The sequence below is a fragment of the Bradyrhizobium sp. SOJA106 genome (assembly GCF_059448745.1).
The window spans coordinates 6,634,123-6,659,765 of sequence record NZ_CM182549.1; the positions used below are offsets into that span (position 1 = coordinate 6,634,123).

Here is a 25,643-nt window from a genome sequence, read left to right on the forward strand (position 1 = left end):
CGCCCTACCCCAGCGCCTTCAACTGATCCGGCAATGCATACGCCCATTGCGTGATGTTGCCCGCGCCAAGGCACACGACGAGATCGCCGGACTTTGCCAATCCCTTGACGATACCCGCGAGCTCCGTCGCCGCCGGCAGCGGCAGCACCTCGCGATGTCCATGCGCGCGCAGGCCCGAGACGAAATGATCCCGGTCGACGCCGTCGATCGGCGCTTCGCCCGCGGCATAGACGTCGGCGACGACCACCGCGTCGGCGTCATTGAAGCAGGTGCAGAATTCCTCGAACAGCGATTGCAGACGGGTATAGCGATGCGGCTGCACCACGGCGATGATCTTGCCGTTGGTGGATTCCCGCGCTGCCTTCAGCACAGCCGCGATCTCCACGGGGTGATGACCGTAATCGTCGATCACGGTGACGCCGTTCCAATCACCGGTTTTGGTGAAGCGGCGCTTGACGCCGCCGAAGCCGGCGATCGCTTTCCGGATCGCGTCATCGGAGACACCGAGCTCGCGCGCGACCGCGATCGCAGCCGTTGCGTTCGAGGCATTGTGACGGCCCGGCATCGGCAGCATCAAATCTGGGATCTCATGCACCGCACCCGTTTTGCGATCGCGAAACGCGACCTTGAATTTTGATCCGCCACCCATCGGTGTGAGGTCGAACAGCCGCGCGTCCGCCTGCGGATTCTCGCCGTAGGTGATGATGCGTCGATCCTCGATCTTGCCGACGAGGCTCTGCACCACGGGATGATCGATGCACATCACGGCAAAGCCGTAGAACGGCAGGTTCTCGACGAAGTTTCGGAACGCGTCCTGCACGGCGTCGAAGGTCTTGAAGTGGTCGAGATGCTCGGGGTCGACGTTGGTGACGATCGCCACGTCTGTCGGCAGCTTCAAGAACGTGCCGTCGCTCTCGTCGGCTTCCACCACCATCCAGTCGCCGGCGCCGAGACGCGCGTTGGATCCATAGGCGTTGATGATGCCGCCGTTGATCACGGTCGGATCGAGCCCGCCGGCGTCGAGCAGGGTTGCGACCATCGTGGTCGTCGTGGTCTTGCCGTGGGTGCCGGCAATCGCGACGCAGCTCTTGAGCCGCATCAGCTCGGCCAGCATCTCGGCACGGCGCACCACGGGAATGCGGCGCTCGCGCGCCGCGATCAGTTCCGGATTGTCGCGCTTGATCGCGGTGGAGACCACGACGACCTCGGCGCCGTCGACATTCTCGGCCTTGTGGCCGACCGAAACCTTCGCGCCCTTCTTGCGCAGACGGTCGAGATTGTAATTGTCGGCGGCATCAGAGCCCTGCACAGTGTAGCCGAGATTGACCAGCACCTCGGCGATGCCGCTCATGCCGATCCCGCCGATCCCGACGAAGTGGATGGGTCCGATCTCGCGCGGCAGTCTCATGTGGTTTCCTTGGGGTCATCGTCCGCGAAGGCGGACGATCCAGTATTCCGCGACGCCTGAGATTCAAATCAAGCTGCGTCATGTACTGGATGCCCCGCTTTCGCGGGGCATGACAAGGGGCTTTTTTGGCCATTCCGGGGCGGAACAGGCGTCAGATTCCAGCGACTTTGACCACCAGATCGGCCAACCGCTGGGCGGCATCGAGCCGGCCGGCCCCTTTCGCCGCGGCAGCCATGGCGGCAAGTCGCGCGGGCTCGGCGGCGAAAGCGGAAATCTCGGACGCAAGACGATCCGAGGTGAACTCGGTCTGGGGGATGCGGATCGCGCCGTCGACCTTGGCCAGCACGCCGGCATTGGCAAACTGGTCCTGGTCGATCGAGCCCGGCAGCGGCACCAGGATCGAGGGCCGGCCGATCGCGGCGAGCTCGGCCACCGTGCCGGCGCCGGAGCGCGACACCACCAGATGGTTGGACGCAAGCCGCGCCGGCAGATCGGTGAAGAACGGTGCGAGCTCCGCCTTGATCTTGAGCTTGCCGTAGACCGCACGCACGCGCGTCATGTCCTCGTCGCGGACCTGCTGGGTCAGGATCAGCCGGCTCCACAACGACGACTCCAGCCGCTCGATCGCGCCCGGCACGATGTCGGCCATGATGCGCGCACCCTGGCTGCCGCCGACGACGAGCAGCCGCAGCGGGCCGTTCACCTCGGGCGCGACATACGGCACGGCGGCTGCGGCGAGGATCGCCGGGCGCATCGGCGTGCCGACGGTCGTGGTCTTGCCCGCCAGGGCCGGATCGCGATCGAGCACGCCGGGCAACGACGTCGCGATGGCGCGGACGCGGCTCGACAGAAACCGGTTGGCGCGGCCGAGCACGGCATTGGCGTCGTGGATGATGCCGGGCACGCCTGCAAGCTTCGCCGCGACCAGCGGCGGCAGTGTCGGATAGCCGCCGAAACCGACGATGGCGACCGGCTTCAACCGCTTGATCAGGCGATACGCAGACAGCGTGCCGGTAGCGAGGGTGAGGCCGGCATAAGCTAGCTGAAACGGATTGCGGCCGCGCGCAGTCTCGCTGGCGACGACATCGATCATGTCCTTGCTGAACAGCCCGCTATAGCGCAGCGCGCGCTCGTCGGTGACGAGACGGACGCGAAAGCCGCGCCGGATCAACTCGACGCCGAGCGCCTCGGCCGGAAACAGATGGCCGCCGGTGCCACCCGCGGCGAGAAGAATCAGGGGGGAAGTGTCCATGGTGGAGGCGTTTTACAGCGAGTTTTTCGTCATTGCGAGCGCCGCAAGAAAGTGTCCGTGCCCCGGGCGCAGCGCAGCACGCTGCCCTTGGCAGCGTGGTGCGCTGCTGAACCGGGGCCCATTGGTTGCGGCGTTCTGGGTCCCGGATCGGCGCTTCGCTTGTCCGGGACACGAGAGTTCACGCGTAGCTGCGCATCGCCTCGGCGCGGCCGCTGGCCTCGACCTCGGTGCGCGGGCGCAGCCGCGTCAGCGCGAGCATCATGCCGACGCCGTAGGCGAGCGACACGATCGAGGAACCGCCGTACGAGATGAACGGCAGCGTCATGCCCTTGGCGGGGACGAGCTGGAGGTTCACCGACATGTTGATCGCCGCCTGCACGCCGAACAGGATCGCAAGACCCGAGGCAGCGAAGCGCGAGAACATGTCCTCATTGGCATAAGCGCGCGACAGCGTACGGATCACGACGAAGGCGAACAGCGCCAGCATCGCAAGGCACAGGATGATGCCGAACTCTTCGGCGGCGACCGCGAACACGAAATCGGTGTGACTGTCCGGCAGGCTGCGCTTTGCGATGCCCTCGCCCGGCCCGAGGCCGAACCAGCCGCCATTGTAGAAGGCTTCCATGGCGGTATCGACCTGGAAGGTATCGCCGGAGGCCGGATTCATGAAGCGCTTGATGCGTCCTGCCACGTGAGGAACAAAGAGATAGGCGCTGAACAGGCCGGCGGCGGCGGCGCCCGCAAGGCCGAACACCCAGATCATGCGCATGCCTGCGATGAAGAACAGCGAGCCCCACACCATCAAGATCAGCATGGTCTGGCCGAAATCCGGCTCCATGACCAAGAGCGAGACCAGCATCAACAGCAGCACCAACGCCATCGAGGTCGCCGGCATCTCCGGCCGCTTGGTGGATTCCGCGAACAGCCAGGCGGCGATGACGACGAAGGACGGCTTGGCGATCTCGGAGGCCTGGATGTTGACGCCGAGCAGCGTGATCCAGCGTCGCGAGCCCTTCACCTCGGGGCCGATCGCGAGCGTCACCACGATCAGGATGATGCTGACGGTGAAGATGATCAGCGCGCTCCGCCGGATCGACCGTGGCGACAGGAAGGAGACCCCGAGCAGCACCAGGCAGGACGGGAGCAGGAACATCACGTGGCGGCTGAAGAAATGGAACGGATCGAGCCCGATGCGGGTCGCAACCGGCGGACTCGCCGCCAGCGACAGGATCACGCCGGTGAGCATCAAGGCCAGGATCGCGCCCATCAGCGGCTTGTCGACGGTCCACCACCACTCGGAAAAGGGGGTGCGTTCTTCACGGGAGAGCATGGGCGGCCGCTTTCGGACAGAGGTCCGTCCATTGGTCGCCGAGGTTGGTTACCGGGGGGTTAAGGAAACGTTCAAGTTTTGAAGAGTCTCGTGCCCCGGGCGCACCGCAGCACGCAGTGATGCGCTGCAGAGCCGCGGGCCCATCGTGGCTCCTAGGTCCCGGCTCGCGCTACGCGCGTCCGGGACACGAGAGGCCCTCACACCAGCGGCTTCACTCCCGGCAGCGCCTGCACCAGCTCGCGGAACTTGGTGCCGCGGATCTCGAAGTTGCGATACTGGTCGAACGACGCGCAGGCGGGCGACAGCAGCACGACAGCGTCGGCGAGCCCTGACGCCTCCGCATCGCGCGCGGCGTGCTCGACGGCGACGTCCAGCGTCCGGCTGATCTCGTGCGCGACCTCGCTGCCCAGCGTCCCCGAAAACTCCTGCGCGGCCTCCCCGATCAGATAGGCTTTTCGGATGCGCGGGAAGAAGCCGGTGAGGCCAGTGATGCCGCCGGCCTTCGGCTTGCCGCCGGCGATCCAGAAGATGTCGGAGAAGGACGACAACGCATGCGCTGTGGCATCCGCGTTGGTGCCCTTGGAATCGTTGACGAACAGCACGTTGCTGCGGCGGCCGACCTGCTCCATGCGATGCGCAAGGCCGGGAAAGCTGCGCAGGCCGTTCTGCAGCAGATCGAGGCTGATGCCCATCGCGAGCGCGGCAGCGGCCGCGCAAGCCGCGTTCTGCGCATTGTGCTGGCCGCGCAGCGAACCGATGCCGCCCAGCTTTGCGACCTCGTTGCGCGCGCCGCCGGCGGTGCGCACGATGGTGCCGTGCTCGACATGGATGCCGGAGGCGAGCGGGTTCCTGACGGAAATGCGCACCACGTTCTTGCCGGCGCGGTCGAGCCGGTCGGCGATGTCACGGCAATAGCCGTCGTCGACGCCGACGATCGACGTGCCGCCGGCCTGCACGCCGGCGACGAGGCGCTCCTTCACTGCTGCGTAGTGCTCGACGGTGCCGTGACGGTCGATATGATCCTCGCTGACATTGAGCAGAATGCCGACCGTGGGATCGAGCGAGGGCGTGAGGTCGATCTGGTAGGACGACATCTCAATGACGTGGACGCGGCCCATGCGCGGCGGCTCCAGCGACAGGATCGCAGTGCCGATGTTGCCGCCCATCTGGGTATCGTAGCCGGCGACCTTGGTCAGATGCGCGATCAGCGCCGTCGTGGTCGACTTGCCGTTGGTGCCGGTGACGGCGACGAACGGCGCGTCCGGCGCGTGGCGGCGGCGCTCGCGGCAGAACAGCTCGATATCCCCGATCACCTCGACGCCCGCTTCGCGCGCTCTCAGCACGCTCCAGTGCGGCACGGGATGGGTCAGCGGCACGCCGGGCGCGAGCACGAGGGCGGCGAAATTGGCCCAGGAGACGTTGCGCAAGTCAGCGGTGATGAAACCGGCCTGCGCCGCCTTGGCGACGTTCTCGGTGTTGTCGTCGGCGCCGATCACCTCGGCGCCACCCGCCTTCAGCGCGTGGCAGGAGGCGAGTCCCGAGCCGCCGAGCCCGAACACGGCGACCGTCTTGCCGGCGAAGGATGTGATGGGGATCATGATGATTTCGTCTCCGTCGTTCCGGGGCTCCCGAATCGAGAACCCGGAACCTCGAGATTCCGGATCGCCGCTTCGCGTCGTCCGGAATGACGATCCTGGGCAGACGCCATCATCAGCGCAGCTTCAGCGTCGATAGACCGGCGAGCGCCAGCATCACCGAGATGATCCAGAACCGGATCACGATTTGCGGTTCGGTCCAGCCGAGCTGCTCGAAATGGTGGTGGATCGGCGCCATCCGGAAGATGCGCTTTCCGGTGAACTTGAACGACACCACCTGCACGATGACGGAGACCGCCTCCAGCACGAACAGGCCGCCGATCACCGCGAGCACGATCTCGTGCTTCACCGCGACAGCGATCGCGCCGAGCATGCCGCCGAGCGCGAGCGAGCCGGTGTCGCCCATGAAGATCGAAGCGGGTGGGGCATTGAACCAGAGGAAGCCGAGACCGGCGCCGAGCAGCGCGCCGCAGAGCACCGCAAGCTCGCCGGTGCCCGCGACATATTTGATCTGGAGATAGTCTGCGAACACCGCGTTGCCGGCGAGATAAGCGATCATCGCAAAGCTCGCGGTCGCGATCATCACGGGGACGATGGCGAGGCCGTCGAGGCCGTCGGTGAGGTTCACCGCATTGCCGGCGCCGACGATGACGAAGGCGCCGAACACGACGAAGAACCAGCCGAAATGCAGCACCGTGTCCTTGAGGAACGGAATGGTCAGCGCGGTCGACGCGGGATCGCGGTTCAGGCGCACCAAGGCGTAGCAGGCAACCAGCGCGATCGCCGCCTCGATCAGCAGGCGCAGCTTGCCGCCGAAACCGGTCGTGGTCTGCTTGGTCACCTTGAGGTAGTCGTCATAGAAGCCGACGAAGCCGAAGCCGAGCGTCACCGCCAGCACGATCCAGACATAGGGGTTGAGCGGATTGGCCCACAGCACGGTGCCGACCGTGAGGCCGGACAGGATCATCAGCCCGCCCATGGTGGGCGTACCCTTCTTGCTGAGATGCGATTGCGGGCCATCGGTGCGTATCGGCTGGCCCTTGCCCTGGCGGATGCGCAGATGGTCGATGATCCAGGGCCCGAACAGGAACACGAACAGCGCGCCGGTGACGATGGCGCCGCCGGTGCGGAAGGTGATGTAGCGGAAGACGTTCAGGACGGTGCGCACCGCACTGAAGCTCGGAAATGTGTTGGATAGCTCGATCAGCCAGTAAAACATTCAGACGGTCCTATGGGCCTTGCGCACGCGGTCTTGACCTTGTTCTCGGCCCTTCACCTCGACCTCACCGTGTCTCACGCGCATTCGCTGGTCTTCATCACGGGTCGGGCGACCCTGGTAAAACGATCCGCGCCGCAAGGAGGGATTCGGAACAGCGCCTTCCAAGCAGTTTACGCCTTTGCCTGCAAGGCGGCCACCAGGCCCGGCACAAACTTGTTGACCCAGAACATCTTCTTGCTGCCCTTGACAACCACGATGTCGCCTGCCTTCAGCAGGTTCGCGACCTCGCCCGGTTGCAGCGTGGCGGGATCGTCGTGCCAGCCGAGGGCCTTTCCTGCGGGCAACAGCTCGAAGAGGTGGCGCATCAAGGGGCCGACACAATAGACGCCGTCGATGCCGTCGAGATGCTCGGCGAGGCCGGTGTGATAGCGAGGTGCGTCATCGCCGAGCTCGAGCATGTCGCCGAGTACCGCGATGCGGCGGCCGCCGGTCATGCTGCGCGCCTCCAGGCTTTGCAGCGCAGCGGCGACGCTGGCCGGATTGCCGTTGAAACTGTCGTCGATCACGGTGACGCCGCCGACCATTTGCTCGACGCCGCGGCCGGTCATGATGCCGACCCGGTCGAGCTTGATCGCAAGCGTCGCCGCATCGAGATTCGCGGCGCGGATCGCGGCGAGCGCGGCGAGCGCATTGTGCACGCGGTGCGGCGCGCCCGGCGTCAGGCTGAAGGCGATCTCCTTCCTGCCGATCATGGCGACGATCTGCCAGCTCTCGCCATGGGGCGCGTGCGCGACCTCGTGCACTTCGGCATGCTCGCCGAAGCGCACCACCTTGCCTTTCCATTCGGGCGCCTTGAGCCCGGCGGGCAGCACCAGCACGCCGTCCTCGGGCAGGCCGAGCGCAATCGAAACCTTCTCGCGGCGGATGGCCTCGAGCGAGCCGAGCTTTTCCAGATGCACCGGCTGGACATTGACGACGAGCGCGACCGTCGGCCGCGTCAATTCGCTGAGCCGCGCGATCTCGCCGGTCTGGTTCATGCCCATCTCGACGACCCAGAGGCTGGCATCGGGCCGTGCATTGCACAGCGTCAGCGGCACGCCCCAGAAATTGTTGAAGCTCGCCGGGCTCGCATAGGCATTGGGATAAGCCGCCAAAAATTCCTTGGTGCTGGTCTTGCCCGCGCTGCCGGTAAGCCCGATCACGGGCCCGCTAAAGCGCGCGCGGGCGGCGCGCGCGAGGCCCCAGAGGCCGTCGATGAGCGTGTCCTTCACGACGATCTGCGGAATGCGGATGCCCGCGATCTCGTGCGGCACGATCATCGCGGCCGCGCCGGCGGCTTCCGCCTTGTCGGCAAACTCCCAGCCGTCGCGCGCGCTGGCAAAGGCCGAGACGAAGCCGCCGCTCGGCGTGCCGCTCAGCGCGACGAATAGGCTGCCTGGTTTCACCAGGCGGCTGTCCTGGGTGACGAAGTCGATCGGGGTGTCCGGGAACGATCCGGCAGCGCCCAGTGCGCGCGCGACCTCGGCCACAGTCCAGATTGGCGCGCTCATGCTGTCCTCGACGTCAATGCGGCGGCGACCGCCTCGTGATCACTGAAGGGCAGAACCTGGCCGCCGACGATCTGTCCCGTCTCGTGGCCCTTGCCGGCGATCAGCAGCGCATCGCCCTCCTGCAGCTCCTCGATCGCAGTGCGGATTGCAGCTTCGCGGTCGCCGATTTCCCGGGCGCCCTTGGCGGCGGCGAGGATCTCGGCGCGAATGGCTTCCGGCTTCTCGCTGCGCGGATTGTCGTCGGTGATGATGACGCCGTCGGCGTTCTCGGCCGCGATCTCGCCCATGATCGGCCGCTTGCCGGCATCGCGATCGCCGCCGGCGCCGAACACCACGATCAACTTGCGTTTCGCATAGGGACGCAGCGCCTGCAACGCCTTCGCCAGCGCGTCGGGCTTGTGCGCATAGTCGACGAAGATCGGCGCGCCGTTGCGCTCGCCGACGCGCTCGAGCCTGCCCTTGGCCCCTTCGAGATGCTCGAGGCTCGCGAACACGCCTGCCGCGTCACTGCGGGTGCCGATGGCGAGGCCGGCCGACACCAGCGCGTTCTCGATCTGGAATTCGCCGACCAGCGGCAGGCGAACCGCGTAGCGCTTTCCGCGATGCTCGATCGCGAGCACTTGCGAAAATCCTTCGACCTTGGCGTCGACGAGACGAACACCTTCACCACCGTCCCCGTTGCGACCGACCGCCATCACGCTCAGCCCGCGCGACTTCGCAGTATCGATCGCTTCGGCCGAGCAATCGTGATCGGCCGAGATCACCGCCGCGCCACCCGGCTGCACCAGCTCGCGGAACAGGCGGAGCTTTGCGGTGAGATAATGCGCGACGCTCGGATGGTAATCCATGTGGTCGCGCGAGAGATTGGTGAAACCGCCGGCGGCGATGCGCACGCCGTCGAGGCGATACTGATCGAGCCCGTGCGAGGAGGCTTCGAAGGCGAGATGCGTGACGCCCTCGCGCGCGATCTCGTCCAACTGCCGGTGCAGCGCGATCGGATCGGGCGTCGTCAACGAGCCGTAGACGGTGCGTTTCGGCGAGACGAGGCCGATGGTTCCGATGCTGGCGGAGGCATGCCCCAGCCGCTCCCAGATCTGGCGCGTGAAAGCGGCAACCGAAGTCTTGCCGCTGGTGCCGGTCACCGCCGCAATCGTCGCAGGCTGTGCGGGGAAGAAGCTTGCCGCCGCTAGCGCCAGCGCGCGGCGCGGATTAGGGACAGTGACGAACGGCACCTTGATGCCATCAGGCGCATGATCGCCGACAACCGCCGCCGCGCCGGCAGCAATCGCCGCGTCAATGAAGCGCGCGCCGTCCGTCTTGCTGCCCGCGAGCGCAAAGAAGACATCGCCGGGCCTGACCACGCGGCTGTCGAGCGCAACGCCGGTCACATCCAGCGCCGCGACGGCGGGCTCGATCGCGGCGTCATTGCCTAGAAGTTCACGCAGCTTCATGGTCGTCCAGTCGACATGCCGCGCCGGAGAGCCGAATAGTCAGGAAAAGCCGAATCAGCACCGGCGATGGCCACCCCAGTTGATTACTGGGTTGTCCTGGATGCTGCAAGAATAAGGCGGTCGGACGGCGGCAGGTCGAACCGCGGTTCGACGCCCAGAAGCGGGGCGATCCGCTCGATCACCTTGCCGCCGGTCGGCACCGCGTTCCAGCCCGAAGTGATGAAACCCTTCGTTTCAGGGATCGCCTGCGGCTCATCCAGCATGATCAGGATCTGATATTTCGGATCGTCGCAGGGCATGATCGCGGTGAACGAGTTCAGCACCCGTTTCTTGGCATAGCGGCCGTTGATGACCTTCTCCGACGTGCCGGTCTTGCCGCCGACATAGTAGCCCTTGACGTCGGCGGTCTTGGCGGTGCCGATTTCGGCATTGAGCCGCATCAGGAACCGCATCTTGTCGCTGGTCTCCGGCTTGATGACGCGCTTGGCCATCGCCGCCGCTTCTTGTTCGCTGCGCTTCATGAAGGTCGGCGGAATGAGGTAACCGCCGTTCACCAGCGCGTTGATGCCCATCACCGCCTGCAGCGGGGCCACCGAGATGCCCTGGCCGAACGCGATGGTCACGGTGTTCAATTCACCCCAGCGCCGCGGCACCAACGGCGCCGCGCTCTCCGGCAGCTCCGTGCGCAGCCGCGTCAACTGGCCCATCTTAGCGAGGAACGCCTTGTGCGCCTCGACGCCCTGGCCCAGCGCGATCCGCGCCGCACCGATGTTGGAGGAGTAGGTGAACACTTCCTTGGTGTTGATGAAACGGCCGAGCGGATGGCTGTCGTGGATGGTGAACTTGCCGTAGTGCAGATTGCCGCGCGCGTCCCACGACGAGTTCAGATTGATCTTTCCGGAATCGAGCGCCATCGCCAGCGTGAACGCCTTGAAGGTCGAGCCCATCTCGTAGACGCCGGTGGTCAGGCGGTTGATGCGGTCAGGGTCGTGCGCTTCCTTCGGATTGTTGGGATCGAAATCTGGCAGCGAGACCATCGCCACGAGCTCGCCTGTCTTGACGTTGGAGACGATGCCCGACGCCGCCTTGGCGTGGAACTTCTCCTTCGCCTTCAGCAGCTCGTCGCGCAGCGCGTGCTCGACGCGCAGATCGATCGAGAGCTCGATCGGCTTTTGCAGCCGGTCGGTGGCGAAGCCGGCGCGGTGCAGGTCGGCGAGGCCCTGATTGTCGAGCCATTTCTCCATGCCGGCGATGCCCTGGTTGTCGATGTTGACGAGACCGATGAGGTGGGCGACCTCGTTGCCGGTCGGATAGACGCGCTTGTTCTCGCGCAGGAAGCCGATGCCGGGAATGCCGAGCTTGTGAATGTCCTGCTGCTGCTTCGCCGTGATCTCGCGCTTGAGCCAGACGAAGCCCTTTCGTCCCGACAGGCGCTCGCGCACCTCGGCCTCGTCGAGGTCGGGCACGGTCGCGGTCAGAAGCTCGATCGCCTCGTCCTTGTCGATGATGCGGCGCGGTTCGCCGAACAGGCTCGACGCCTTGACGTCGGTCGCGAGGATCGCGCCGTTGCGGTCGACGATGTCGGGGCGCGCGGTCGCGACCACCTCCTGCGCCGCGGCACGGCGCGCGCCATGGGCGTCGGCGCCGATCGCGAACATCACGAGCCGACCGCCGATCAGGAGATAGACCGAGGCAAAAGCAAGCATCGCGAGGCCGACGCGCGCACGCGCCTTCGCGGCGCGGTCGACGTTGCGCCCGTAGAGCAGGCTGCGGATCAGCCGCTGCCGCCAAGGCTCAGTGGGCCGCGCGGTCGGCTTTTGCATTGGTTTTGCAGACGTCGCCGGGCTCATTGCTTGTCCTCGGGGCGGGGCACGGAGCCCGTCACGGCATCGGGATCGCTCGCGGCTTCGATGGTGTTGAGCATGGCCCCGATCGGATCGGGTTCGCCCGGCCTGAACATCCGCGGCGGACGCTCCGGCAGGTTCTTCAGGGAGTCGTATTGCGTGCCGTTGACGGGCTTGAGCGGCAGATGGCGCTCGGCGAGGCCCTGCAGGCGCAACGGCGCATCGAGCTTGGCCCATTCGGAGCGGAGCGCTGCAATCGCGTCGCGCTGCTCGCGGATCTCCGCATGCAGGCGCAGCACCCTCTCGGTGCGCGCCGTCGAGTCCATCTTGATCCGGTAGACATAGGCCGCCGCGAAGATCAGCGCGCCGATGACGAGGAGGTGGATGATGCGCATGCGCTAGCCGCCCCTCATCACGTCGGAGAGCTTTGGCCAGGGCGATGGCTCATCGTCGTCATGCGCGGGCGCCGAGGTGCGCTCGGCGGCGCGCAGCTTTGCCGACCGCGCGCGCGGATTATTCGCGAGCTCCGCTTCGCCGGCGACTACGGGACGACGCGTCAGCAGCTGGAAGCTCGGCGCGGACTGCGCCACTTCCGGCAGATGCCGCGAGCCGCCGCCGGTCTTGCTACGTTCGGCGAGGAAATTCTTGACGATGCGGTCTTCCAGCGAATGGAACGAGACCACGACGAGACGGCCGCCGGGCTTGAGCACGCGCTCAGCCGCGGCGAGCGCCGTCTTGAGTTCCTCGAGCTCCTCGTTGACGAAGATGCGCAGCGCCTGGAACGTCCGCGTCCCCGGGTGAATGTCGCCGGGCTTGGAGCGCACCACCCTGCCGACGAGATCGGCCAGCGCGCGTGTGGTCGTGAACGGCGTCTCTTGCCTGTCGGCAACGATAGCGCGGGCAACGCGGCGCGCATGCCGCTCTTCGCCGAAGAGATAGATGATGTCGGCGAGATCGCTTTCCGAGGCGCGCGCAACCACATCGGCTGCGGTCGGGCCCGCCTGCCCCATCCGCATGTCGAGCGGCCCATCGACGCGGAACGAGAAGCCGCGGCCGGCCTGGTCAAGCTGCATCGAGGACACGCCGACATCCATCACGACGCCGTCGACGGCCTCGATGCCGTGGGCCGCGCAGACCTCGGCGAGGTTGGAGAAGCGGTCTTCGACCAGCGTCAGCCGGCCCGCGGAGCGCTCGACCAGCTCGGCCCCGCCAGCGATCGCAGTGCGGTCCCGATCGATCGCGATGAGGCGGGTTCCCGGCACATCGAGAATGGCGCGGCTGTAGCCGCCGGCGCCGAAGGTGGCATCGACATAGATCCCGTCCGCGCGCGGTGCGAGATGATCGATCGCCTCGCGGCCGAGCACGGGAATGTGAGGAGCGGTGCTCATGCGCCACGCCTGCCGAACGACCATGCCAGATCGGGGGCGAACCAGCCCATTACGCCTCGAATGATTACGCGTCGCGGCGGTTCCACGACCAAGCCCCAGTCCAACATGGTTACCGAGCCCCGTCGTCCCGGGCTGCAAGCCCAGAGTTCCCAGTGGAATGTGTCGGGCAGCCATGGGATTTCGAGCCAAAATACGCTTTGGCCGCCTCCGGACGCGGGTCGGCTCTTCATCCCTCAGTAACGGCTCTTAGCGTTAAGAAAGCGTTGAGCGGCCCGTTACAACTCGAAAAGGTGTCCGGCGTAAGATAGGGCGGCTTGACGGTGATGCTGCATCCACACACCCGGCCAAAATGCATCCGTTAACCGCGCCATGCGATTGCGCACGGCCGAGGGTAAAGGAATAGTAAAGAGAAGGGCTTGGCCCACTCTCCATTCTTTTGAGCTGTCCATGCCGTCCGGTTCGTCCACACCGTCTGATTCGAAGCGTCAGCGCGTTCTCCCGGTTCCCAAGGCCGCGGCGAACATGCGGACGTTCGATCCGGATTCCTCGATCGTCTCCGACATCATTCCCTCGCCGAACTATGGCGAGCGCAACAAGGGACGGCAGCCAGACATGATCGTGCTGCACTACACCGGCATGCCCGATGTCGAGGGCGCGCTGGCGCGGCTATGCACGGCGGGCACCGAAGTGTCGGCGCATTACGTCGTGCTGGAGGACGGCCGCATCGTGCAATGCGTGCCCGAGGCGAAGCGCGCCTGGCACGCCGGCGTCTCATCATGGGCCGGCGAGGACGACGTCAATTCCTGCTCGATCGGCATCGAGATCGTCAATCGCGGCCATGACTGGGGTTATCCGGAATTTCCGCTGCGCCAGATCGCCGCCGTGATCGCGCTCTGCCGCGGTATCATGCTGCGGCGAAAAGTGCCGCCGCACCGCGTGCTCGGCCATTCCGATGTCGCGCCCGCACGCAAGAAGGATCCCGGCGAGAAGTTTCCGTGGCACTCGCTGGCCAATTCCGGCGTCGGTCACTGGGTGACGCCCGCACCGATCGTGCGCGGCGAGAGCCTGATGCTCGGCACCATCAGCGATGCGGTGCTCAGCATGCAGCAGGCCCTCGCGAAGTACGGCTACGGCGTTCCGCTCACCGGCAAATACGACGCTGCGACGATGGAAGTCATCACCGCGTTCCAGCGCCATTTCCGCCCGGCGCGGCTCGACGGTGTCGCGGATCACTCGACGCTCTCGACCTTGCAGGCGCTGCTGGCGAGCTTGCCGGCCGAGGGGACGACGATCGCGTCGAAATAGAAGACGCTTCGAGCATGTGACCTCCTGCTCCGTCACGCCCGGGCTTGTCGCGGGCATCCACGTCTCTGTCTTCGCGCGCAAAGGACCCGGATGGCCGGGACAAGCCCGGCCATGACGGGAACTCAATCCATCTCCCTCACCCTTCGCGCATAGAGCCGCCGCAGCGGCTCGAGCTGCGTCGCCTCCGTCGCGGCGCGATAGGCCGTGCGTGCCTCATCCTTCCGCCCCAACCGCCGCAGCAGATCCGCGCGCACGGCAGGCAGCAACTCATAGCCGTTGAGCCCGCCGCGCGCGGTGATCGCGTCGACGAGATCGAGCGCACGTGCCGGGCCATCGACCATCGACACGGCCGCGGCGTGATTGAGCTCGATCACCGGCGACGGGCTGATGCGCAGCAGCACCTCGTAGAGTCCGGCAATCTGCGGCCAGTCGGTCTCCTCAAAACTTGCCGCGCGCGCATGCAGCGCCGCGATCGCGGCCTGCACCGCATAGGCCTGCGGCCGGCCGGCAAGGCGCAGCGCGTCGTCAACCAGGCGCAGGCCCTCCTCGATCTGTGCGCGGTCCCACAGCGCGCGGTCCTGCTCCTCGAGCAGCACGATGTCGCCGGCCGCCGTCTCACGCCCGGCGCGGCGCGCATCGTGCAGCAGCATCAGGGCCAGCAGGCCCTTGATACCGGCGCGCTCCGGCATCAGCCGGTCGAGCAGGCGGCCGAGGCGGATGGCTTCAGCCGCGAAATCGGGCCGCATCAGGTCTGCGCCCGAGGTCGCGACATAGCCTTCGGTGAAGACGAGATAGATCACGGTGAGCACGCCATCGAGCCGCGACACCAGGGTGGCGCGCTCGGGCACCTCGTAGGGAATGCCGGCGAGCCTGATCTTCTGCTTGGCGCGGACGAGGCGCTGCGCCATCGCCTCTTCGCTGATGAGAAAGGCGCGCGCGACCTGCGCGGTCGAGAGCCCGCAGACGGTGCGCAGCGTCAGGGCGACCTGGACCTCGGGCGCGAAGGCGGGATGGCAGCAGGTGAAGATCAACCGCAGCATGTCATCGTCGAGCATCGCAGGCGGCTCGTCGTCGCCCTGCGCGTTCAGCTCGAGCTCGTGCACCAGTGCCTGCTGCTTGCCGCGGAAGACGGCCTGACGGCGGATGCGATCGATCACCTTGTTGCGCGCGACATTCACCAGCCAGGCGCGTGGATTGTCGGGAATCTCGCACGCGCTCCAGCGCGCGAGCGCGACGGCAAAGGCATCCTGAAGCGCGTCCTCGGCGAGATCGAAATCGCCGACGAGGCGGATCAGCGTGGCCAGCGCCCGCCCCGCCTCGTCGCGAAAGATTTTGTCGATCTCGCCTGGGGTCATTGCATGATGCTTTGCACGTCATTCCGGGGCGCGACACGGTCGCGACCTCTGGTGCGCAACTGCGCACCTGAGAATCTCGAAGTCGTGGCGCGAGATTCCGGGTCCTCGCTTCGCGAGCCCCGGAATCACGGCTGCGCCGTCATTAATCGTACACCCAGATCGGCCGCACCTCGATCGAGCCGATGCGCGCGCTCGGAATCCGCGCGGCGATCTCGATCGCTGCGTTCAGGTCCTTGGCCTCCACCAGATAGTAGCCGCCGAGCTGCTCGCGCGTCTCCGCAAACGGACCATCGGTCGTCAGCGTCTTGCCGTCGCGCACGCGCACGGTCGTCGCGGTCGATGTCGGCCGCAGCCGATCGCCGGCCTTGAAATTGCCGCTCTGGATAATGGACTGCGTGAAGGCCTGGTATTCGGCCAGCATCTTCTGGCTGGTCGCCGCGTCGTTCTTCGCGTACTCGACCTCGTTCTGGTAGATCATCAGCAGATATTGCATCGCTTCACTCCTGTTGTTCGGCTGCGTCGCCGACATCCAGTCGAACGGGGCACGCTCCAAACGACATCTTCAGGATAAATTATTCGGCCGCGGCGCGCGCGGCGATATCGGCTTGACGGAACCGTCACGAATGCTCCATGCGTTATCGGTCAGTCGGCCGGACGGCCGCTCCGGCAGGTGCCGAAAGGCCGCCGGGGAGGAAAGTCCGGGCTCCCTTGACATGCGGTGCCGGATAACGTCCGGCGGGGGCAACCCCAGGGAAAGTGCCACAGAGAACGGACCGCCCGCCTTCGCCCCTAACGGGGCTTCGGCGAGGTAAGGGTGAAAAGGTGCGGTAAGAGCGCACCGCGGATCCGGCAACGGACCCGGCATGGCAAACCCCACCGGGAGCAAAACCGAATAGGGACGGCGTAGCGGGCTGTTCGCGAAAGCGATAACGCCGCGGGGCGATGTCAGGCCCGCCGTCCGGGTAGGTTGCTCGAGGCCATGTGCAAACATGGTCCCAGAGGAATGGCCGTCACGTATCGTTCGCGCAAGCGGACGATGCCCTACAGAACCCGGCTTACAGGCCGGCTGATATTCTAAAGCGTTTTCGAGCGAAGTGGTTTTCCGGTTCGCGTGAAGAAAACGCGAAGAAGTGACGAGGGGTTCGATGCTGACGCATCGGACCCCTCACCATTTTGGCACGCGCGCGATGTAAACGTGCCGCTTCAGGCGGCGCGCGTATTCACTTTCGCGAGGACTCGCGCAAGCTGACTTGCATCGCGCCGCAGCTTGCCAGCCTCGAAGCCGTGCATGCCGATCTGCCATTGCAGGCCGACGATGGCGCCCTTGGTCGGCTGCAAGAGCGCGAGCGAGGCGAACAGCGTCACCGGCAGCCACACGGCCAGTTGCAGCCAGACCGGCGGCGCGTAGGCCGTCTCGATCGCGAGGATCGCCGGCACCACGAGATGGCCGAGCACGACCATCACGAGATAGGCCGGGAAATCGTCGGCGCGCTGGTGGAACAACTCCTCGCCGCAATGATCGCAAGCGTCAGCGACCTTCAGGAAGCGCCCGAACATATGTCCTTCGCCGCAGTTCGGGCACTTGCCGCGAAAACCGCGCCACATCGCGTTTGCCAGAGAAACCGAACCGGTTGTCATGACGACACCTCTTCCGTTTTGTTGATCCATACAATACTATCTTGTATCCATACATTCAAAGCATATGGGCCTAAATTGCATGGATTGGACCCCTACAATCTCGGAGCTGAGCGGGCCGCGCTACCAGCGCATCGTCGAGGCCATGGAGGCCGACATTGCCGCCGGCCGTCTCGTGCGCGGCCAGCAATTGCCGACGCAGCGCGCGCTGGCAAAAGCGCTCGGCGTCGACCTCACCACGGTGACGCGCGCCTATACCGAGGCGCGCCGCCGCGGCATCATGGAGGCGCGCGTCGGTCAGGGCTCGTTCGTGTCGGAGACCAGCGCGCGCCGCGCGGTCGACCTGCCGCATCCCGTCGCGATCGACCTTTCGATGAACGTGCCGCCGCATCCGCTGGAAGCACAGCTCGACGAGCGCATCATCGCTGGGATGGAGGCCCTCCGCGCCCAATCGGGCCTGACCGCATTCCTGAACTATCAGCCGCCCGGCGGCAGCGCGCATGAGCGCGAGGCCGCGGCGCGCTGGATGCGCGCACGTGTGCCGCACGTCCATGCCGACAGGCTGGTGATCTTTCCCGGCGCGCAGACGATCCTGTTCAACCTGCTCGCTCGTCTGGCGCGGCCCGGCGATGTCGTGCTCACCGAGGCCCTCACCTTCCCAGGCATCAAGGCCGCCGCGGCGCGGCTCGGCGTCAAGCTCGTCAGTGTCGCCATGGACGACGGCGGCATTCTGCCCGATGCGCTGGCAAAGGCCTGCCGCATGCACTCCCCGAAGGCCGTCTATCTCATCCCGACGCTGCACAATCCGACCACGGCGACGCTTGTCCCCGAGCGTCGTGAGGCTATCGCCAAGATCATCCGCAATGCCGATACTACGCTGATCGAGGATGATGCCTACGGCTTGCTCGACCGCTCGGCATTGCCGATCGCCAATCTCATTCCCGAGCGGACATATCTCGCGACCACGCTGTCAAAATGCATCGCGCCGGCGCTGCGGGTCGCTTATCTCGTGACGCCCGACAACGACGCCCAGCTGCAGATGCGCAGCTTGTTGCAGGCGACCGTGCAGATGCCGGCGCCGCTGATGGTCGCGCTGGTGACGCACTGGATCGAAGCCGGCATTGCCGACCGGATCATCACCGCGATCCGCAACGAAGCCATCGGGCGCCAGCAGCTGGCGCAGCGCGCGCTGAAAGGTTTCCAGTTCCTGGCCAAGCCCGCCGCCCATCATCTGTGGCTTCGGCTGCCGCAGGGCCGGCCCGACATCGCGGCGCATCTGTTGCGCAATGGACTTGCGGTCGTCGCCGGCGATGCCTTCACCGTGGACGGCATGCCGCCGCATGCCGCGCGCGTCTCGCTCGGCGCGGCGCGCAACAGGGCGGAATTGACGGAGGCGCTTCGCATTCTGGTCGGCGCGCTGCACAAGCCCGCCGACACCAGGCAGATCGTCTAGGCTCGTTACTGATGGTGACGGCGATGACGCGGATGCACCACCGGCGCAACGGCTGACGGATAAGCCGCATAGGCGTCGCTCGGCGTTCCCTGCTGGCCAAGAGCCGTCCGCGCTGCAGGCGTGAGCTGGCCGCCATTGAGCACGTCGCGGTCGGGATGTGCGGCCTGATAGGCCGCGGGCTCCGAAAACTGTGCCTGCGCCAAGGTCGGCATCAAGGCCATCGCCGACAGCAGCGCGGCCGAGACGGCCATCTTCGTGCGGGTCATGATTATGCTCCATCATCTAAACGGGAATAGGCCGATCGAGGCGCAGCTCGCGTCGGGGCCCCAATTGCAGTACGACCATCATGTAGGCCGGTCTTTCGCGGACGCCCGCAGCTCAGGATCACGCTTGCGTGCGGTTTTGAAATTGACCGCCCCGGCCGCGGCTGTGCTATGCGGGCAGTGGCGATCAACAATCCGGCATCGCCCATTGCAACAAGGACAATTCGTTGGAAACGCTCACCTACGTGCTGCTGCTGTTCGGCGCGCTGGCTGGAGGCTTCGTCTCGGGGCTGGCCGGATTCGGCACAGCGTTGATGGCGCTCGGCATCTGGCTCTACGTGCTGCCGCCCTCGCTCGCGGTGCCTCTGGTGCTGATCTGCTCGGTGATCGCGCAGAGCTCGACGTTGCCGTCGATGTGGAAGAGCTTTGATCTCTCGCTGGTCTGGCCGTTCCTGATCGGAGGATTGATCGGCGTGCCGCTCGGCACCATGATGGTCGCCTCAGCCGATCCGAAAGTGTTCAAGCTGAGCGTCGGCGTGCTGATCCTGATCTTTTCGTCGGCGCTCTATCTCAATAGGAGGCCGCTTGCCGTCAAATTCGGCGGCCGCATCGCCGACGGCGCGATTGGCTTTGCCGGCGGCATTTTGGGCGGCCTCGCCGGATTGTCCGGGCCGCTGCCGATCCTGTGGGCCAACCTCCGTGGGTGGAACAAGCATGAGCGGCGCGGCATCTTCCAGCTCTTCAATTTCACCGTGCTCGCCACCGCGCTGGTGTTGCAGACCGCCTCAGGCCTGGTCGCATTCAAGGTGGTCTGGCTCGCGGCAGTGGCGTTTCCCGGCACGCTGATCGGCGCATGGGCCGGCGCCCGCGTCTATCATGCGCTGAACGACAAGCATTTTGGCGACGTCGTGCTCGGCCTGTTGTTCCTGTCAGGCCTGACACTCGTCTGGAACAGCATTGGCGCAATCTAGCTTGCGGCCTTATTGGCGGCGAGCGCCGTCCCCACGGCGCCGCAAATTAGCCGGAGCCGTGGGGAGGTCACAAGACGTTGCTACGCGGGCTCACGCACGAGCGGCGCGACCGGTCGAGCCTCCGCCTGCCCGCAAGCCGCCTCCTTGAGCGGCACCCCGAGGCGTTTGCTGAACTCGCGGCGCAGCAGCCACACGTTCAAAGCCGCCTGCAGCGTGGTTGTCACGATCGACAAATACCAGACGTGCTCCATCCGGAAGCCTGGCCACGTCGACAGCCAGATCGACGGCAAGGAATAAGTGAGGACCCGGATCACCGAGGTGCACAACACCGGCTTGGTGTTGCCAAGTCCCTGGAACATGCTGGAGCAGGTGAAGATCAGCGCCTGTGCCACCATGTTGAGCGAGATGATGCGGACGAAGAGCGACGCAACCGCCATCGTCTCCGGGTCGTTCGAGAAACCCGCAAGCAACAGACCCGGCGCGGCCTGTGCAAGTATCAGGAAAACGATCGTCACGGCGGTCGCGACCAGCGCCGCCTTGACGAAGGTCTCGCGCACGCGCGCGCCATTGCCGGCACCAAAGTTCTGGCCGGCGATCGGCCCTGCGGCGAGGGCCACGGCGAGCGCCGGCATCTGGATCAGGCCAAGGACACGCGTCCCGATGCCAAATCCTGCCTGCGCGGCCGGGCCAAAGACGCTGAGCACATAATAGCCCACGGCCATGATGATGAAGACCATCACGAACTCTCCGCCGGCGGGCAGGCCGACATTGAATATACGCTTCCAGTGCCGAACCTGCGGCCGCCACTGCGCCGGGTTGAAGGTGACGTAGCGCTCGACCTTGCGGAAATAGGCCAGCAGCATCAGGACGCCGATGGCGACCGCGATCGAGCTTGCGAGCCCCGCGCCGGCAACGCCGAGCGCATAGCCGGTGAGCCAGCCCGAGATCAGAATCGGCGCCAGTGCAATGTTGATCGCGACCGCGACCGCCCGCACGAGCATCGCCGGGCGCACGATACCGGTTGCGCGCATCGCGGAGGCCAGCACCTGCATGGCGAACTCCAGCGCGAGCGCCGGCGTGAACCACAACAGGTATGTGGTCCCCGCCTCGATCGTGGCCTGGTCCGCGGCGACCGAACGCATGTAGAGACGCGACAGCGCCGCGCCGATGACCAGGGTCAACAGGCCGAACAGCATCGACATCGCGATTGCCTGGTTGAAGATCAGATTGGCATCGTGCCGGTCCTTGCGTCCCACGGCATGCGCGATCAGCGCCACCGTCCCGACGCCGAGCACCTGCAACAGTGCGTTGACGAGAAAGCCGGCATTACCGGCTGCGGCGACGCCCGCCACGGCCGCTTCGCCGAGACCCGAGACGAAGTACAGATCGACCAGCTGGCAGATCATGATCGTGACCATGCCGAGCATGATCGGCGGCGCCATGGCCAGGATGTGTCTCACGATGGAGCCGTGCGTCAGGTCTTTCATCTCATTCCATCCTCTGGCGTCGTGGCCGGCGATCGTCCGTCGGCCACGCGCCATTCCACGTCCTTTACTCCGCTGCCGCGATGTGCCCGAGCTCCACCACCTGGCGCTCGAACAGGCCGCGATAGATACCGCCCGGCTTGCCCGCGAGCATGGGGTGGGTGCCTTGCTCGACGATCTCGCCGCGGTCGAACACCAGGATCCGATCGAGACTCCTCACCGTCGACAGCCGGTGGGCGATCACGATCGAGGTGCGGCCCTTCATCAACCTCTCCATCGCCTGCTGGATCAGCGCCTCCGATTCCGAATCGAGGCTCGAGGTCGCCTCGTCCAGGATCAGCACCGGCGCATCCGCCAGGAAGGCGCGCGCCAGCGCCACGCGCTGCCGCTCGCCGCCCGACAGCTTCACGCCGCGCTCACCCACAAGCGTGCCGTAGCCCTTGGGCAGGCGCAGGATGAAGTCGTGCGCATTGGCGAGCCGCGCCGCCTGCTCGATCGCCTCCAGGCTGGCACCGGGCCGGCCATAGGCGATGTTCTCGGCGAGCGAGCGGTGGAACAGGATCGGCTCCTGCTGCACGATCGCGATCTGGCTGCGCAGCGATTGCTGCGTCGCCTTCGCGATGTCCTGCCCGTCGATCAGCACGCGCCCCCCGGAGACGTCGTAGAGCCGCTGCACCAGCTTGACGAAGGTCGTCTTGCCCGAGCCGGAGCGGCCGACAAGGCCCACGCGCTCGCCGGCGCGGATCGTGACCGACAGCCCGTCATAGAGCGGCGCACGATGGCCGCCGTAGTGGAACGTGACATCGTCGAACACGATCTCGCCGCCCTCGATCGCGATCGGCCGGGCGCCCGCGGCATCGACGATCCCGATCGGCTCGCCATGGATCGCCACGAGCTCGTCCATGTCGTTCACGGCGCGCTGCAGGTTGTTGATGTGCATACCGACGTCGCGCAAATAGGCGTGGATGACGTAATAGCTCGTCAGCACATAGGTGACGTCGCCGGGCGAGGCGTGCCCGTACATCCACAGCAGCACCGAGCCGCCGATCACGGACGCCCGCAAGCATAGGAGCAGCGCAAGCTGCGCCATGGCGGTGTAGTTGTAGCGGAACCAGGTCCGCCGCACCCGCACGCGCCAGCGATTGATGACGCGGGCGAGCCGCGCATCCTCGCGCAGCTCCGCGCCGAAGGATTTCACCACGGCGTTGCAGGTCAACGCATCCGCCAGCGTGCCGCCGACCTTGGTGTCCCAGGCATTGGAGACGCGCGCGGCCGGCGCGATGTACCGCGTCGAGAACACCACGGTGATGGTGACGTAGAACAGCGCGCCCACCGCGATCACCACGCCGAGCGAGGCCCAATGCAGGCCGATCAGGACCATGGAGCCGATCAGCACGAGCAAGGACGGCGCCAACGCCATCAGGATGGTGTCGTTGAGCAGGTCGAGCGCCCACATGCCGCGCGTGATCTTGCGCACGGTGGAGCCGGCGAAGGAGTTGGCATGCCAATCGGTCGAGAAACGCTGCACGCGCATGAACGCGTCCTGCGCCACCTCCGTCATGATCTTCAGCGTGAACGGCACGATCGCCTGGAGACCGATCAACCTCAGCACCACGGAGGCTGCACCGAGCGCCACGATGGCGCCGAATGCGACCAGCGCGGCGTGGCGCGCGTCGGGGTCGGACGAACCGCGCGTCAACGCATCGACCAATTGTCCGGAGAAGACCGGCATGAACAGGTCGGCGACCGTCGCGCCCAACAGGCCGCCGGCGACGATCAGCGTGCGCCCCGGCTGCTTCAGCCAGTGGCGGAACACGAAGGGCAGCACCACGCGTATCGCCGCGGGCTTCTTTGATGGAACGGTCATGACATCATCCGGCCGCTTGGCGCGGGCCAGCTCCATCGATGGACGCAAATCGGCCGCGAGGGCCGAGACGGCGTCACTTCAAGGTGGCTTTGACTTGGGAAGAGGAGCGATCGGGACGATGTGCCCAATCGAATCTGGCGGAAGAGGCCTCTAACAGGCCGCGTACATACCGAGCCAGGCGAACATCGAGCGCGGGCGTGCGATCTGCGACTGCGACGAAATCATGCAAATCCCTCCCGGTTCGAATGAATGAGGTGCGCTTTATAGATGCGTCACGGGTGATTTGCAACGGGGCCCACGCGAGATCACGGATGAGTGTTGCAATATTGTGCGCGGGGGAGCCGCTGCCTCATACTCTCCGTCATTCCCCGCGAAGGCGGGGAATCCAGTACGCCGCGGCGGATGTGGTGAGAGCGAGCCCTCCGACGAGGGCCTCTGGAATACTGGATCGCCCGCCCCAGTGCGCAATTGGCGCACAAGTGGGCGATGACGCCGCGTTCTTGGCTGGCCTAATGCGCGTCGCCGCCGCCGGTCAGCGAGGCCGGCTTGTTCAGCAGCGTCACCAGCACGCTGAGGCCGAGATAGAACAGCGTCAGCATGAAGAATGCGTCGCCGAAGCTCATCACCACGGCCTGGCGGTGCACGATCTGGCTCAGCTGCTTCATCGCCATCAGCGTGGAGTCACCGAGTCCCTGGAATTTCTGCTGGAGCATGGTCAGCGTCTCGGTCGCGGTGGCGTTGCCCCAGTGCACGCGCTCCTGCAGGCGCGTGATGTGCAGATCGGTGCGGTCGTTGAGCACGGTGTTGATGACGGCGAGCCCGACCGCACCGCCGAGGTTGCGCATCAGGTTGAAGAGGCCGCTCGCGTTCTTGACCCGGTCGGGCGCCAGCGTGCCGAGCGCGATATTGTTGGTCGGCACCATCGCGAACATCATGCCGATGCCGCGCAGGATCTGCGGCACCAGCAGCTCGTAGAAATCGTAGTCGCGGGTGATCCAGGTCATCTGGTAGGAGCCGATCGCGAACACGACCAGACCGAACGCGATCATGTAGCGCATGTCGAACTTCACCATGAGCCGGCCGACCAGCGGCGCGACCAGGAACATGGTGATGCCCGAGACGAACATGGTCTCGCCGATCATCAGCGCGCTGTAGCCGCGCACCTCGGCGAGGTAGCGCGGATAGATGTAGGTCAGACCGTAGAGACCGATGCCGATGCAGAACTGCAGGAGGCAGCCGATCGCGAAATTGCGGTTGGAGAAAGTGCGCAAATTGACGATCGGCTCGGCCGCGGTGAAGACGCGCCAGAAGAACGCGATCGCGGAGATGGCGCAGATCCAGGCGCAGATCGCAACGGACGTGTCCTGCATCCATTCATATTGCGGGCCTTCCTCCAGCACATATTCCAGCGTGCCGAGGAAGCCCGCCATGAACAACAGGCCCCACCAGTCGAAGCGGTCGAGCAATTCGAAATGCGGCTCGTCGAAATCGACCAGCGCCAGCACGCCCAGCGTGATGGCAACGCCGGGCACGACGTTGATGAAGAACAGCCAGTTCCACGACATCAGGTCGGTGATGTAGCCGCCGACGGTCGGTCCGATGGTCGGCGCCAGGGTCGCGACGAGCCCGATGATGGGGCCGACGATGTGGAATTTCGTGCGCGGGAACACCGTATAGGCCGAGGCGAACACGGTGGGGATCATGCCGGCGCCGAGAAAACCTTGCAGCGCGCGCCAGAGGATCATCTCCTCGATCGTGGTGGCGAAGCCGCAGAGCAGGCTCGAGAAGGTGAAGCCCGCCGCCGAGATCGCGAACAACAGCCGCGTGCCGAACGCGCGCGACAGGAAGCCCGACAGCGGGATCGCGATGACTTCGGCGATCAGATAGGCGGTCTGCACCCAAGAGACTTCGCTCGAGCTCGCCGACAGGCCGGCCTGGATTTCACTGAGCGATGCCGAGACGATCTGGATGTCCAGGATCGACATGAACATGCCGAACACCATGATGATGAAGGCGAACAGCCGCTTCGGCGCGATGCGCTCCGAAGCGGCTGATGCCATCATGGCGGGGGAAGCGGTCGTGGCGGTGGCCATGGCGTCAGCTCAGGTTGGAGCGGGCTGCGAGTGGGGTACACCTCTCCCAATTGCGGGAGAGGTCGGATCGCATCGAAGATGCGATCCGGGTGAGGGCTTTCTCCTCTTGGGGAGCCTCCCTGGAGGAGACACCCTCTCCCCAACTCTCTCCCGCAAGCGGGAGAGGGAGCGCACCTGCAC

Annotated in this window: 20 protein-coding genes and 1 other RNA gene; 4 read left to right on the top strand and 17 right to left on the bottom strand. The window is 65.8% G+C overall.

What is annotated here, in order from left to right:
- Positions 1-4 precede the first annotated feature (4 nt).
- The 10 genes from murC to rsmH all read right to left on the bottom strand — a co-directional run bounded on the left by murC (position 5) and on the right by rsmH (position 13,037).
- Positions 5-1,408 (bottom strand): UDP-N-acetylmuramate--L-alanine ligase, encoded by a 1,404-nt coding sequence (gene murC, locus AC5V87_RS31275; protein WP_456843239.1) that lies wholly within the window; start codon positions 1,406-1,408, stop codon positions 5-7.
- Between the two features lie 151 nt (positions 1,409-1,559).
- Positions 1,560-2,660, bottom strand: a complete 1,101-nt coding sequence (gene murG, locus AC5V87_RS31280) for an undecaprenyldiphospho-muramoylpentapeptide beta-N-acetylglucosaminyltransferase (protein WP_495368786.1) — start codon at positions 2,658-2,660, stop codon at positions 1,560-1,562.
- A gap of 178 nt (positions 2,661-2,838) precedes the next feature.
- On the bottom strand, positions 2,839-3,990 hold the full coding sequence (ftsW, locus tag AC5V87_RS31285) for a putative lipid II flippase FtsW (protein WP_495368787.1): 1,152 nt from the start codon (positions 3,988-3,990) through the stop codon (positions 2,839-2,841).
- A gap of 197 nt (positions 3,991-4,187) precedes the next feature.
- Positions 4,188-5,588: a UDP-N-acetylmuramoyl-L-alanine--D-glutamate ligase gene (murD, locus tag AC5V87_RS31290; RefSeq protein WP_495368788.1), complete on the bottom strand. Its 1,401-nt coding sequence runs from the start codon at positions 5,586-5,588 to the stop codon at positions 4,188-4,190.
- A 112-nt stretch (positions 5,589-5,700) separates the two neighbouring features.
- Complete coding sequence (gene mraY, locus AC5V87_RS31295) at positions 5,701-6,804, bottom strand: phospho-N-acetylmuramoyl-pentapeptide-transferase (RefSeq protein WP_495368789.1); 1,104 nt, start codon at positions 6,802-6,804, stop codon at positions 5,701-5,703.
- Between the two features lie 170 nt (positions 6,805-6,974).
- Complete coding sequence (locus tag AC5V87_RS31300; RefSeq protein ID WP_456843235.1) at positions 6,975-8,354, bottom strand: UDP-N-acetylmuramoyl-tripeptide--D-alanyl-D-alanine ligase; 1,380 nt, start codon at positions 8,352-8,354, stop codon at positions 6,975-6,977.
- Positions 8,351-9,805, bottom strand: a complete 1,455-nt coding sequence (locus tag AC5V87_RS31305) for a UDP-N-acetylmuramoyl-L-alanyl-D-glutamate--2,6-diaminopimelate ligase (RefSeq protein ID WP_495368790.1) — start codon at positions 9,803-9,805, stop codon at positions 8,351-8,353. The genes AC5V87_RS31300 and AC5V87_RS31305 overlap by 4 nt, the downstream gene beginning before the upstream one ends.
- Positions 9,806-9,888: 83 nt before the next feature.
- Entirely contained in the window at positions 9,889-11,655 is a 1,767-nt protein-coding gene (locus AC5V87_RS31310; protein ID WP_495368791.1) for a peptidoglycan D,D-transpeptidase FtsI family protein, read from the bottom strand.
- Positions 11,652-12,044, bottom strand: a complete 393-nt coding sequence (gene ftsL / locus AC5V87_RS31315; protein ID WP_456843232.1) for a cell division protein FtsL — start codon at positions 12,042-12,044, stop codon at positions 11,652-11,654. Before ftsL ends, AC5V87_RS31310 begins: the two co-directional genes overlap by 4 nt.
- Positions 12,045-12,047: 3 nt before the next feature.
- Positions 12,048-13,037, bottom strand: coding sequence for a 16S rRNA (cytosine(1402)-N(4))-methyltransferase RsmH (gene rsmH / locus AC5V87_RS31320; RefSeq protein ID WP_495368792.1), 990 nt, complete (start codon positions 13,035-13,037; stop codon positions 12,048-12,050).
- A 447-nt stretch (positions 13,038-13,484) separates the two neighbouring features.
- Here rsmH and AC5V87_RS31325 point away from each other — a divergent pair, with 447 nt between their 5' ends.
- Entirely contained in the window at positions 13,485-14,342 is an 858-nt protein-coding gene (locus AC5V87_RS31325) for an N-acetylmuramoyl-L-alanine amidase (RefSeq protein WP_456843230.1), read from the top strand.
- A gap of 122 nt (positions 14,343-14,464) precedes the next feature.
- Here AC5V87_RS31325 and AC5V87_RS31330 read toward each other — a convergent pair whose 3' ends face one another.
- Both AC5V87_RS31330 and AC5V87_RS31335 read right to left on the bottom strand, forming a co-directional pair.
- Positions 14,465-15,697, bottom strand: a complete 1,233-nt coding sequence (locus AC5V87_RS31330) for an RNA polymerase sigma factor (RefSeq protein ID WP_495368793.1) — start codon at positions 15,695-15,697, stop codon at positions 14,465-14,467.
- Between the two features lie 142 nt (positions 15,698-15,839).
- The gene (locus AC5V87_RS31335) at positions 15,840-16,190 is read right to left on the bottom strand and encodes a YciI family protein (RefSeq protein WP_495368794.1); all 351 of its coding nucleotides are present in this window, start codon (positions 16,188-16,190) and stop codon (positions 15,840-15,842) included.
- A gap of 149 nt (positions 16,191-16,339) precedes the next feature.
- On the opposite strand from AC5V87_RS31335, the gene rnpB reads away from it, so the two are divergent.
- Positions 16,340-16,771: RNase P RNA component class A (rnpB, locus tag AC5V87_RS31340), an RNA gene on the top strand.
- A gap of 129 nt (positions 16,772-16,900) precedes the next feature.
- Here rnpB and AC5V87_RS31345 read toward each other — a convergent pair.
- Positions 16,901-17,335 carry a DUF983 domain-containing protein gene (locus AC5V87_RS31345; protein WP_495368795.1) on the bottom strand — a complete coding sequence of 145 codons (435 nt, stop codon included), beginning with the start codon at positions 17,333-17,335 and terminating at the stop codon, positions 16,901-16,903.
- Between the two features lie 79 nt (positions 17,336-17,414).
- On the opposite strand from AC5V87_RS31345, the gene AC5V87_RS31350 reads away from it, so the two are divergent.
- Positions 17,415-18,785, top strand: coding sequence for an aminotransferase-like domain-containing protein (locus tag AC5V87_RS31350; RefSeq protein ID WP_495368796.1), 1,371 nt, complete (start codon positions 17,415-17,417; stop codon positions 18,783-18,785).
- A 5-nt stretch (positions 18,786-18,790) separates the two neighbouring features.
- Here the strand turns inward: AC5V87_RS31350 and AC5V87_RS31355 are convergent, their stop codons facing one another.
- Positions 18,791-19,051, bottom strand: coding sequence for a hypothetical protein (locus AC5V87_RS31355; RefSeq protein ID WP_495368797.1), 261 nt, complete (start codon positions 19,049-19,051; stop codon positions 18,791-18,793).
- A 224-nt stretch (positions 19,052-19,275) separates the two neighbouring features.
- Between AC5V87_RS31355 and AC5V87_RS31360 the strand changes: the two genes are divergently transcribed.
- On the top strand, positions 19,276-20,019 hold the full coding sequence (locus AC5V87_RS31360) for a sulfite exporter TauE/SafE family protein (RefSeq protein WP_495368798.1): 744 nt from the start codon (positions 19,276-19,278) through the stop codon (positions 20,017-20,019).
- Between the two features lie 80 nt (positions 20,020-20,099).
- On the opposite strand, the gene AC5V87_RS31365 is transcribed toward AC5V87_RS31360, so the two are convergent.
- The 3 genes from AC5V87_RS31365 to AC5V87_RS31375 all read right to left on the bottom strand — a co-directional run bounded on the left by AC5V87_RS31365 (position 20,100) and on the right by AC5V87_RS31375 (position 25,463).
- Positions 20,100-21,506: an MATE family efflux transporter gene (locus AC5V87_RS31365; protein WP_495368799.1), complete on the bottom strand. Its 1,407-nt coding sequence runs from the start codon at positions 21,504-21,506 to the stop codon at positions 20,100-20,102.
- Between the two features lie 64 nt (positions 21,507-21,570).
- The gene (locus AC5V87_RS31370; RefSeq protein WP_495368800.1) at positions 21,571-23,370 is read right to left on the bottom strand and encodes an ABC transporter ATP-binding protein; all 1,800 of its coding nucleotides are present in this window, start codon (positions 23,368-23,370) and stop codon (positions 21,571-21,573) included.
- A 509-nt stretch (positions 23,371-23,879) separates the two neighbouring features.
- Complete coding sequence (locus AC5V87_RS31375) at positions 23,880-25,463, bottom strand: DHA2 family efflux MFS transporter permease subunit (RefSeq protein ID WP_456843221.1); 1,584 nt, start codon at positions 25,461-25,463, stop codon at positions 23,880-23,882.
- Between the last annotated feature and the right edge of the window lie 180 nt (positions 25,464-25,643).